The organism is Bacillus sp. M13(2017), assembly GCF_002218325.1.
Taxonomy (GTDB): domain Bacteria; phylum Bacillota; class Bacilli; order Bacillales; family Bacillaceae_G; genus Bacillus_A; species Bacillus_A thuringiensis_K.
The window spans coordinates 40885-52840 of sequence record NZ_KZ268500.1; the positions used below are offsets into that span (position 1 = coordinate 40885).

Below are 11956 nucleotides of genomic sequence, written 5' to 3' on the forward strand. Positions count from 1 at the left end.
CATGTGATAACTTTTTTAATATGTTAACCATTCGTATACTGTGATAATTTTTGCATATAAAGTGAACGAATGAAGAAGAAAAAGATAATTTCAACGAATCCAAAAATAATAAGAACGGCTGAAACTTCTTTGAACAAAGATAGACCAATTACATCTTGTAGCATTTTCGTTGCAAACATTGTATGAATGGATGCCATAATGTACGGAACGAAAAATAAAATACTAAGTTGAATGGTTGAAGATCGTTTCATCTCTGTATCTGTTACACCAATTTTAGAAATCGTTATATATTTCTCATGTTCGTTCGTTAAGTCTGTATACATTCTAAAGTAAAGAACGCTACCAGCGCCAATGAAGAAAATAACTCCTAAAAATGTCCCGATTAGGAAGAATGCCGCACTGCCTGATGTTATTTTGTATAACGATCCTGCTGATTCAAAGGAACGAATAAGAGGCCCTTCATACTGGAATTTATTTCGATCTTTTTGCACTTTTTCTATAAAATTATCAGCAATTTCATATGTCTGTTCCCAGTTTTGAATTTTGTAATTGTATGCTGATATATGTTTTACGGTGTTAGGTAAGTTATTTACGATAATATCAGGCAACACTATCGTTTGATATGAAAAGTCAGATGGGATTGCGTTTACATGCTCATAGCCTTTTACTCGTAATTTCGTATTTGTACTAGAGAGTGTAATGTAATCTCTTTTGTAGCTTTGCTCAAATTCATTGAATATGGTGATATAAGATGTCCCTGTTAGCACATATGCTTCGTTATCATCCATAAATAGTTGTTTCATTCGTAAAGAATCTGCAAGTTTGTTATAGTCACTTTGCTTAATTGCGTATACGTCATTATAAATAGCTATATCTTTATCTTCTTTTAGTGGTGTTTCATATATATCAGCTTTTATTTTTTGATAAGGGAAATGCTCTTTTTGTAATTGTTGCTCAAGCCAATTTAAATGCTCTGTAACAAAAGGGTTCGCATCATAAGAAAAATAAGAAATTGGGAAAGGAGAAGTTCTATTAACCTCTAGCTTAATAAATTTTCCGAATCCATATAGAAACGTAATCATTGTGAAAGCGATAGTAGATAGCATCGCTACAATAAAAAGCATATTAATATTCGTTCGAATACGGCTCGCTAAATCCGAAATCCAAAGCATATTAATCCGTTTCATATAAAACTTCCTTTTTTTCTTTAAAATATAAATAAGTAAGAAACTAATTTGTGAAAAGAAGAAATATGTTCCGACTGTAACAAGCGTTGGGATAACGAAAATACTTGAAACCATATATATAACACCGATTTGCGGGCTTACTGATACAAAATATTTAGGATTTCCAGCTAACGCATAACCACCAAATAAACAAATCGCACCAAATAATGAAACAAGTATCGATGGTTTTCTTTCTTTTTGTTTTCCACCATTTGTTTTTAAAAGGTGTACCGCTTTTTTTGTACGAATAAGCATTGGTGTGAATGCAGATACAGTGATAAAAAGACTAAGGAAAACAATAGTTGTTAAAATAAACGCTTTAGTAGGACCGTATAAATATATTCCTGGAATATGCGTAAGTTTGGCTGTTACTAATAAGAAAAATTGAGAAAAAACAACTCCAAACTGCATGCCGAAAAAGATAGATAAAACCCCGATTAACATATTCTCCATAAAAACAAGACGATGTAATTGTTTTCTCGATATTCCTAAAATGGTCAAAATACCAAATTGTTTTTTTCTAACTTTTAAAAAAGTACCAATGGAATATAGTAAAAAGAAGAAAGAGAAAAATACAATTACTACTTCTGAAAATATCATTAATCCTGAAATTTCAGAGGTCATGTCAAAGTTTTGTAATTTCGGATGGAATAAGTAAACAGCAAACGAAAAGAAAACAGCAATGGAAAAGGAACCACTTACAAAGTAAGCAAAATAAGCTCTTGAATTACGCGTTACATTTTTAAATGCAAATTGCCAAAATGTCATAAATTATACCTCCGGCTAGAAGATATAGAAGTAGTTGTATTGCAAAAAATGTATGAGAGTGAGTTCTCATACATTTCGCTTACATATGTTACGATCATGCTTCGGTCACCTTCTCCGTATGTTCTGCTTGATTATTTGCAGCGTTGTGGAAGATGATTTTAATCGTCGTTCCTTTACCAACTTCAGAATCTAGTTTGACAGAGTGACCTAAGTAATCACAAATTTTACTTACAATATAAAGTCCCATACCAGTAGATTCTCCGAATGCACGACCGTTTTTCCCAGTGTAAAACGGTTCAAATACTCTTCGAATATCTTCTTGTGGAATACCCACACCTTCATCACGAACTTCTAAAATAATATCTTTTCCGTTTCGGTAAGCAGATAAGAAAACTTTCTTTCCGCGTTCCCCAGAGTAACGAACAGCGTTTGTCATTAACTGATAGATGATAAATTTTAGCCATTTCGCATCAGAAGCAACTTTTAAATCCGAATGGACTTCTAAAACAGGGAAGACACCATTACGAATGAATAGTTCTTTTAATCCGTTAATATTTTTTGTTACTGTATCTTTTAATGAAATTGTCTCAACATGGAAATCTTCATGGAAGTTATTTAGCCTTGCCATATATAAAGCCATATCGAGTCCTTGATTTAATCGTTCTAATTCTTTTTTGAATTTCGGAATCAAATGCTCATCTTCCATTTCGAGCACCATAAGCTGCATAACGGATACAGGTGTCTTCATTTGATGTACCCAATGATTAATAAATAATTGATGTTCTTGTTGTTTTACTTCATACGATTGTAGTTCTTTTTGGAAGAGGCGGTACTGCGTACGCACGAGTTCATTGACACCGTGAGGCATCGGAGCAGTCGCTCTTTCAATAAACGCATCTTCCATCTTTTCTGGTTGCTCACTTAATCTATGGTACATTCTACGATTGCGAACGTAACGATAAGCGAGGAAACAAATAAATAAGTATAAACTTAAAACGACGAAGTAAAATTTATTGTTTTGAAATCCATCTACTGCATCATAAAGAACGAAGATGATACCGAAGTTTAATACGTACAGTAGGAAAAATGCAAAATGATCACGTAAAAATAGCTTCATGCTTATTCACTCCAAGTTGCGTTAAAACGATACCCAAGTCCACGTACTGTTTCAATAGAATTCTCAATACCAAGTTCATTAAACTTTTTACGAAGACGCGTAATGTTTACGTTTAATGTATTTTCCTCAACAAAACTTTCGTCATCCCAAAGCGCAGCTAATAAATCTTCACGGCTCGCTGTACGAGGGAATTTAGATAATAACATTTCTGCTAAAATTGCCTCTTTCTTCGTTAAAAGAACTTGTTCAGATCCAAAATGAATTTCTGGACGTTCAGGGAATAGTTTTAAACCTTCTACTTCAACGATACGTTCAGAAATATTTGGTGCATAATCACCGTAAATACGGCGTAATTGTCCTTTAATTTTCGCCATTACAACATCGTAGTGGAACGGCTTTGTAATGTAATCATCCGCACCGCTTTCAATCGCCATAATTTGTTCCATCTCACCTGCACGAGCTGAAATGAAAATAATAGGACAAGTAGATTCATGACGAATTTGGCGGCACCAGTAGAACCCATCGAATTTCGGTAAGTTTACATCAAGTAAAACAAGATGTGGTTTCACTGCGTTAAACGATTCCATAATATCATCGAAATTCTCTGCAACAACAGCTTCATAGCCGTATTTTTGAATGTGAGATTGTAGTAATGATGAAATATTTGGATCGTCTTCAACGATTAAAATTTTATACATATGTATATTCCTCCTCAAAAAAACAATTGTAGCTATAGTGTATCATGTGTTTCAAGTCTTTTCATTATGTTGAAAGATAAGCTAGTAAACAGTATAGGTTAAAAATGAGAAAAGTAAAAAGTATTATAGGAATAATTCAATATATTTTCCTTTTAAATATATGAATGGATAAAAGTATTATATTTTTTTATGAAATTTGGAACTTTATTTTGCTTACCGTCCAATATATAGTGAGAACATCGTTAAGGAGGGGGCACTACTTGGCAAGTAATGAAGATATACATACCTGGATAGAACGCTTATTAAAAGGTGATGAGGAGGCTTTTGAATTTATATTTAACTTAACAAGTCAGAGAATCTATGAAACCGTCTTTGCTATAGTTAAAAATCGGCATGATACAAATGAAATCGTAAATGAAATCTACTTTCAACTTTGGAAATCTATTTCAACATATGATCAATCTAGACCGTTTCTATTTTGGTTGAATGGAATTGTTTACAAACAGATTAGTCAATGGAGAAAACACATATGGAAGAGGATGCGCTTATTTGAAAAACAACAACTAAGTGATGATCCTGTTGTAGAAGTTCCAGAAAAAGTATTATTAAGAAAAGAAGCAGAAGAGCTGCTTTCCTTTTTAACCTGCGTACTCTTTAGATTTTATTCAATATAGAGTAATTGGCGTAGGGTACAAAATAAAAAGGGGCGTATAGATAATTGACAATTAACTAAAATCATTTTAACATTTAGATAAATATCTAAATGTCTAATTAATGAGGGGAAGAAAGACATTGAATCAAGCATTCAAAGCATTAGCAGATCCAACAAGGCGAAAAATTTTAGATTTATTAAAAGAAGGCGATCTAACCGCAGGTGAGATTGCTGAACATTTCAATATGACAAAACCAAGTATTTCACACCACTTAAGCGCACTTAAAAATGCTGAACTTATTCAAGATGAAAAGAAAGGGCAATTCGTTGTGTACTCTTTAAACACAACGGTCTTTCAAGATTTGTTGACTTGGGTGTTTACATTTACGAATAAGGGGGAAGAGGGGAAATGAAAAAACATCTTTTTGCAATCTTATTAATTGTTATAACTTGTTTAGCTTGGGCGTTTGCTTGGCCGCATTTGCCGGATACAATTGCAACGCATTGGAGCGGCGGTAAGGTAGATGGATATTCGTCTAAATTTTACGGAATGATTTCTATGGTCGGAATTATGATTGCATTATATATATTTCTAAATGTGATACCAAAGATTGATCCAAGGAAAGCAAATTACGAGAAATTTTCTAAAGCCTTTATGATGATGAATAATGGGGTACTATTGCTACTATTTGTAGGAAATATAGATATTATTACAAGTGGATTAGGATATAACTTATTCATTAATCGGGTGCCTGAATTATTAGTTGGTGTTTTATTTTTAGTAATGGGTAATTATTTACCACAGTGTAAGCCAAACTTTTTTGTCGGGATGCGTAATCCATGGACGTTAAGTAATGAAGAAGTATGGCGGAAAACACATCGGTTTAGCGGAAAAGTATTTGTGGCGTTAGGAGTTATTATGATTATAAGTGTTTTCGCTCCGGCTGATTGGAGAACTTATATAATGCTTGGGATTATAGTAGTTGCTGTCATTATAACGAATTTATATTCTTACGTTTTGTATAAAAAAGAAATACAAATGTGAGTTATATTAGTCAAATTTTATATTTATAGTTTCTATGTGTTAAGAGATTTTAATACTCAGTGGGAATAATGAAAAGCTCACTGAGTAAATTTTTCGTTTTAAGGTCTGAAAATTCAATCGAAAAGGTGATTTGGGGGGATTTACATGCTAGAAATTATAAATTTTAGCAAGACATATAAAGACGGTAAGAAAGCAGTTGATCATTTGAATATTACTGTTAAAGCAGGGGATATCTTTGGATTTATTGGACATAACGGTGCGGGGAAAAGTACAACAATTAAGTCGTTAGTAGGAGTTATAGATTTTGAAGAGGGTGAAATTTTTGTTGATGGACATTCAGTAAAAAAGGATCCGATTGCATGTAAGAGAGTAATGGCGTATATTCCTGATAATCCAGATTTATATGAGCAATTAACAGGAATTCAATATTTGAACTTTGTTGCGGATGTGTTTAAAGTGCCTGCGAGGGATCGGGAAGAACAGATACAGAAGTATGGGGATGCTTTTGAGATTACACCGTACTTAGGGGATTTAATATCTTCTTATTCACACGGCATGAAACAAAAAGTAGCGATTATATCGGCGGTTTTACATAAACCGAAATTATTAGTTTTAGATGAACCTTTCGTTGGTCTTGATCCAAAGGCAGCAGTAGTATTGAAAGGTATTATGAAAGAGCTTTGTGAAAAAGGAAGTGCGATTTTCTTTTCTACGCACGTTTTAGATGTAGCTGAGAAGTTATGTAATAAAGTAGCGATGATTAATAGAGGGAAATTAGCACTTTCAGGAGAAGTAAATTCTTTAATAAAGGAAGGCTCATTGGAAGAGCTCTTTATGAAGGAGCTTGCTAATGAATACTAATAGTTTAGGTCTTTTGAAAATTCGGTTGATAACGCAGCTCGGTTTAAACACCTTTAAATACGAAAAAGATAAGAAAAAGAAGCAGAATAAGATTTTGCTGACAGCATCTATTGCTCTAGTTGGTGTCATGTTAATGTTATATTGCGGAGCTTCGGCATATGGGTTGGTAAAACTAGGAATGAGTGAAATTATTCCCGTCTATGCACTAGTTATTAGCAGTGTATTAACGTTGTTTTTCACTATATTTAAGGCAAATGGAGAAATTTTTGCTTTTAAGGATTACGATTTTTTAATGTCATTGCCGATTCGCGTAAGTACTGTTATTGCAAGTAGATTTTTGTATTTATACTTGCTGAATACAATCTTTTCAATCATAATCATGCTACCAATGGGAGTTGTGTATTGTATACATGAAAATCCATCAGTTTCTTTTTACTTTATGTGGTTCATCAGTATGTTTATCGCATCTTTAATCCCAACAACAATCGCAGCAATCTTTGGAGCTTCGATTACGGCAATCGCTTCTAAATTTAAAAATACGAATAAAATAACTACGATTTTAAGTTTTATAGTAATTATTACATTCGGTTCCTTTATGCTAAAAAACGGAAATGCTCAATATAGCCTTAATGATATGAACGGAATTGGTGCAATTGTTTCGGAGCAATTAACTAAAGTGTATCCATTAGCTAACATGTTTCAAAAAGCAATTGTTAATGCTGATATGGTAGCTTTCATCTTATTTGTGGGGATATCAGTGATTTGGTATTATCTTTTTGTAAAAATACTTTCGTTAAAATATAAGCAAATAAACACAGGGATCACCACTTATCATATGCTTTCAAATTATGAGATTAATAGCATGAAAAAAGAGAGTGTATTGGTCGCATTGTATAAAAAAGAGCTGACACGTTTCTTCTCTTCTACAGTGTATGTCATAAATAGTGGAATGGGAGTTGTGATGGCGCTAGCTTTCTCGCTAGCTATAGTTGTAGTAGGACCAAGCCAATTAATAGCGTATCCTGGAATTGAGCCCCTGTTGCAAAAGATTGCTCCATTTGCTATTGCAGCAGCGATTTCGATGACATGTACAACATGTGTGTCATTGTCTTTAGAAGGAAAAAATGTATGGATTATTAAATCATTGCCTATAGCGCCAAAGATGATTTATGATAGTAAAATTCTTATGAATCTTTCATTGAGTATACCTGCATCACTTATTAGTGCTGTATTACTGATAATCGGGTTAAAGCTAGATGTTTGGAGTTCTTTTTTCATCGTAATAACACCGATAATATATTCATTATTTTCAGCAGTATGGGGGATTTTCATTAATAATCGATTTGGTTATTATGATTGGGTATCAGAAACTCAAGTAGTAAAACAAAGTATAGGATCGTTTGTTGGTATGTTTGGTGGCTTAATTGTGGCGGTTATACCTGCCTTATTAATTGGTACTGCTACTATCTCGAACTACAGAGTATTTACTTTTGTAGTTATTATAGTGCTTACGATTATTACTATTTTCTTGTATAAGAACGAGTCGAGAAGAAGTATAAAATAAAGAAGCTGCTCTTCCTTTAAAAAGGGAGAGCAGCTTCTTTATTTTGAAAAGGTTAGCCTCTTATATTACTTTTTTAAAACAGGTACCCATATTTCGCTTCTGAAATTCGGAGAGGATACGTCTTTACTTTCATTCCACAATATCTCCGGTCCTTCCGCTAGTTCATAGTTCGAAGAAGGGAACCATTCAGAATAAATACGTCCCCATACATTTTGTAATGCATCAGGAAATGGTCCGACAGCTTCGAATATAGCCCATGTTGAAGCAGCAACTTCAAGTTGCGCGAATTGCTCTGGGCAATCTTTCGTTGTGGCTACTCCAATGTAGTGATCGAGTTCCCCCTTTTCCTCCATTCTTCCTTCAGAAAAGTTAGTAGAAGCACTAATGATTCCAGTAGGTTCAATGTTTGAAAGGGACTTTAATGTTTGAATAGAATCTGGGTTTAAACTTTTCCACATAGAAGCAATTTCTTCATTTACACCGTTAAAAACGATTGGTACTCGTTTTGTAATACCTATAATTCGAAATGGCTCTTTTTCTTCAATTCGATAGTTCATTTCATTTCCTCCTTGAATGGATAATTGGAAGGTCATTGGTGAATAAGCCTTCAAAGAATGGCTACTATTTCGGGCCTCTGAAGGTGTTATACCGTGCAAGTTTTGAAATGCACGGGCGAATGAATCTGGTGAGTTGTAGCCATATTTTATAGCGACATCAATGACTTTTGCATCGCTATTTTTTAGTTCAAAGGCAGCGAGAGTAAGACGTCTACAGCGAATATAATCAGATAGTGATATACCTGCTAAAAACGAAAACATTCTTTTAAAGTGATACTCAGAACAGAGAGCTAGCCTCGCAACTTCTTTAAAATCAATTTCATTCGTAAGGTTATCTTCAATATAGCGCATTGCAGTATTCATATTTTTAAGTGAATCCATATTATGACCTCCTCTGTACATAGAATAGCAGGAACGAAATAGCTCCATCCGACATTTCGTGCACAACTTTGTAGGGGACATTTTTAACCTTACAAAATTGTAATGTTCCTGTAAGGAGAATGAATGGATGGTATGATATCCCAATGTTATAGTAACAAAGTACTTTTGTTCAGTAGGTTAAATTTTTATATCTTTACTTATGCGTCTTACATAACTGTCATGTTTGTGTAAGAAACATCGATAGTGGCAAGAGTAGAGAGTGTATATAGTTGAAAATAGAGAATAGAAGAAATGAGGGATGTCGAGATGAAAACAGTGTTAGAAGCAAAAAATATTGAAAAAGTGTACGACACGGGTGGGAATAAATTTGCAGCGTTAAAAGGTATTAACTTACAAGTAAAAGAAGGTGAGTTCGTTGGAATTATGGGACCTTCTGGTTCTGGTAAGACGACTTTACTAAATGTTCTTTCTACAATTGATAATGCGACGAACGGTGAAATTTTAATTGATGGAAAAGATATTGTAAAGATGAATGATGATAAGTTAGCGTTATTCCGCCGTGATCATTTAGGTTTCATTTTCCAAGATTATAACTTATTAGATACGTTAACGGTGAAAGAAAATATCGCTTTACCACTTGCGTTATCAAAGGTGAAAGCGAGTGAGATTGATCGCCGCGTTCTTGAAATCTCAAAGAAATTCGGTATTGATCATATTTTAAGTCAGTTCCCATATCAAGTATCTGGTGGGCAGAAGCAGCGCTGTGCAGCATCGCGTGCAATTGTTACGAATCCAAGTATGATTTTCGGAGACGAGCCAACTGGAGCACTTGATTCTAAATCTGCAACAGATTTACTTGAAAGTATGAAGTCGTTAAATGAATATGATAACTCAACAATTTTAATGGTAACGCACGATGCATTTGCAGCAAGTTATTGTAAACGAGTTATTTTCATTAAAGATGGTGAGCTATATAAAGAATTACACCGCGGTGAATCGACGCGTAAACAGTTCTTCCAAAAAATTGTTGACGTAATGTCTTCTATTTCTGGAGGTATGGCTGATGACCTTATCTAGCATTGCCCTCCGCAACATACAGCGGAACTTTAAAGACTACTTTGTATATTTTGCATCTATGATTTTTAGTATCGTTATTTATTTTACATTTAAAGCACTGCAATATAATTCACAAATGGAAAAAGCAGCAGAAGCTTCAAAAAAAATTAGCGGAGCGTTCCAAGTTTCAAGTGTGATGCTTATCATTTTCGTAGCAGTGTTCATTATATATTCGAACGGATTCTTTACACGTAAACGTAAAAAAGAAGTTGGCTTATATTCGTTATTAGGTATTCGTAAAAGACAAATTGGTAAAATGCTCTTTTATGAAAATATGTTAATGGGATTAATGTCATTAGTAATTGGGATTGCGATCGGTAGTGTCCTTTCAAAATTATTCCTTGAGTTATTAGTAAATATGATGGGATTAAATTTAAACGTTCATTTTGAAGTACCGATGGCTGCCATTATTGATACAGCAATTATTTTCTTTGTGATTATTTTATATACATCACTTCAAGGATATCGTTTAATTTATCGCTTTAAGTTAATTGAACTTTTCCGTGCAGAACGTGAAGGAGAAGCAATGCCAAAAGGATCTGTCATTATGGCATTAATTTCAGTTTTCTTAATTGGTTCAGGTTATTTTTTAGCATTAATGTACATGAAGGCCGTTAAATATGCAGACTTTATGGCAGTTGCACTTTATATTTTACTGGCGACAGTATTAGGTACGTACTTACTATTTATGTTCTTTACAGTATTCGTATTGAAACGTGCAAGAAATAATAAATCATCGTTTTATAACGGTATGAATATGGTAACGACGTCACAGCTACTATATCGTATTAAAGGAAATGCAAAGTCACTTGCGACAATTTCTATTTTAAGTGCGGTAACATTAACAGCGGTTGGTACGTCAGTTACGATGTATTACAACACATTTACACAATCAAAAGCAGCTATGCCATACAGTTATTCTTACGAGAAGAAAGATGCAGAGCTTGATAAGAAAGTAAATGCGATTTTTGCAGAAGAGAAGAAAGATCATCCGATCAAAGATCAAGTTGAAATTGAGACAGTTCCTGTAAAAGGGAAGTTTGAAGGAGAGAAAGTTGATTTCATTCTTAATATGAATTACACGATTTCAGAGAAATATCAATTTATGTCTCAATCTGAATTTAACAAGCTTGCTAAAAAAATTGAGGCAGAAACAGTGAATGTAACTGCTGGTGAAGCAATTATATATGATAGTTCGTATATTGAAGGGCATGAGTTTAGCCCTCAATATAAAGGGAATAAAGTAGTATTCCAAATTGGAAATGAAACGAAGAAATTAACGATTCAAGCCGCAAATGATAATGCAATTACAAACTTAGGTGAACTAGTTGTTGTCGTTTCCGATGAAATGTATGAACAAGCGAAACAAGCATTTGGAACACGTATTGTAAAAAATATTGATGTAAAAGATGAAAGAAACAGTAAAGTGTTAACGGAAAAATTAGCAAAAGTGATGCCAACTGGTGTATCAGAAATGGCACCACCATTTAGAGACTTCTATACTGGTTTCCATATGGGACTGGAAGCAACTGGACTAATGATGTTCATCGGACTATTCTTAGGTTTAGTCTTCCTATTAGCGACAGGATCAATCATTTACTTTAAGCAGCTTACAGAAGCAAGTGCTGACCGTGATCGTTACATTGTCCTTCATAAAGTCGGGGTTACAAAACAAGAAATGAAAAAAGCTATTGCAAAACAAGTAAGCTTTATCTTTGCAATTCCACTAGTAATCGGAATCCTGCACAGCTTGTTTGCATTAAAAGGTTTAGGGAACATACTACCATTTGAAATTATGATTCCGCTTCTAATTAGTATCGGAGTATACGGCGCTATTTATATTGGATATTACTTCTTAACAGTTCGTTCTTATTATAAGATCGTGAGTGCGAAGTAATAAAGGGACAGCTATCGTAATAGGGATAGCTGTTTTTTTATTCTTCATAAAATCTTAAGAAACTTCCTCAATTT

The 11956-nt window shown here is 33.8% G+C and carries 11 protein-coding genes; 7 read left to right on the top strand and 4 right to left on the bottom strand.

The features are described 5' to 3' along the window. Positions 1–23 precede the first annotated feature (23 nt). The 3 genes from CGQ22_RS00310 to CGQ22_RS00320 all read right to left on the bottom strand — a co-directional run bounded on the left by CGQ22_RS00310 (position 24) and on the right by CGQ22_RS00320 (position 3809). Positions 24–1994: an FtsX-like permease family protein gene (locus tag CGQ22_RS00310; RefSeq protein WP_000145029.1), complete on the bottom strand. Its 1971-nt coding sequence runs from the start codon at positions 1992–1994 to the stop codon at positions 24–26. 94 nt (positions 1995–2088) lie between these two features. Beyond that, positions 2089–3111: a sensor histidine kinase gene (locus CGQ22_RS00315; RefSeq protein WP_000765341.1), complete on the bottom strand. Its 1023-nt coding sequence runs from the start codon at positions 3109–3111 to the stop codon at positions 2089–2091. Between the two features lie 2 nt (positions 3112–3113). Further along, a complete protein-coding gene (locus CGQ22_RS00320) occupies positions 3114–3809 on the bottom strand; it encodes a response regulator transcription factor (protein WP_000276738.1) in 696 nt (231 codons plus the stop codon). Positions 3810–4069: 260 nt separating this feature from the next. On the opposite strand from CGQ22_RS00320, the gene CGQ22_RS00325 reads away from it, so the two are divergent. The 5 genes from CGQ22_RS00325 (at position 4070) to CGQ22_RS00345 (ending at position 7931) form a co-directional block, all read left to right on the top strand. Then, positions 4070–4483: a sigma factor gene (locus CGQ22_RS00325; RefSeq protein ID WP_000157862.1), complete on the top strand. Its 414-nt coding sequence runs from the start codon at positions 4070–4072 to the stop codon at positions 4481–4483. A 118-nt stretch (positions 4484–4601) separates the two neighbouring features. After that, entirely contained in the window at positions 4602–4874 is a 273-nt protein-coding gene (locus CGQ22_RS00330) for an autorepressor SdpR family transcription factor (RefSeq protein ID WP_001070531.1), read from the top strand. Further along, the gene (locus CGQ22_RS00335; RefSeq protein ID WP_046946141.1) at positions 4871–5506 is read left to right on the top strand and encodes an SdpI family protein; all 636 of its coding nucleotides are present in this window, start codon (positions 4871–4873) and stop codon (positions 5504–5506) included. The genes CGQ22_RS00330 and CGQ22_RS00335 overlap by 4 nt, the downstream gene beginning before the upstream one ends. A gap of 144 nt (positions 5507–5650) precedes the next feature. Further along, positions 5651–6367 (top strand): ABC transporter ATP-binding protein, encoded by a 717-nt coding sequence (locus CGQ22_RS00340; RefSeq protein WP_000889756.1) that lies wholly within the window; start codon positions 5651–5653, stop codon positions 6365–6367. Beyond that, complete coding sequence (locus tag CGQ22_RS00345; protein WP_001095682.1) at positions 6357–7931, top strand: hypothetical protein; 1575 nt, start codon at positions 6357–6359, stop codon at positions 7929–7931. The genes CGQ22_RS00340 and CGQ22_RS00345 overlap by 11 nt, the downstream gene beginning before the upstream one ends. Before the next feature lie 65 nt (positions 7932–7996). Here the strand turns inward: CGQ22_RS00345 and CGQ22_RS00350 are convergent, their stop codons facing one another. After that, the gene (locus CGQ22_RS00350; protein ID WP_044584938.1) at positions 7997–8869 is read right to left on the bottom strand and encodes an AraC family transcriptional regulator; all 873 of its coding nucleotides are present in this window, start codon (positions 8867–8869) and stop codon (positions 7997–7999) included. A 306-nt stretch (positions 8870–9175) separates the two neighbouring features. Here CGQ22_RS00350 and CGQ22_RS00355 point away from each other — a divergent pair, with 306 nt between their 5' ends. Beyond that, positions 9176–9946 carry an ABC transporter ATP-binding protein gene (locus tag CGQ22_RS00355; RefSeq protein ID WP_000859655.1) on the top strand — a complete coding sequence of 257 codons (771 nt, stop codon included), beginning with the start codon at positions 9176–9178 and terminating at the stop codon, positions 9944–9946. Further along, positions 9933–11882 carry an ABC transporter permease gene (locus tag CGQ22_RS00360; protein WP_089148181.1) on the top strand — a complete coding sequence of 650 codons (1950 nt, stop codon included), beginning with the start codon at positions 9933–9935 and terminating at the stop codon, positions 11880–11882. Before CGQ22_RS00355 ends, CGQ22_RS00360 begins: the two co-directional genes overlap by 14 nt. The last annotated feature ends 74 nt before the right edge of the window (positions 11883–11956 follow it).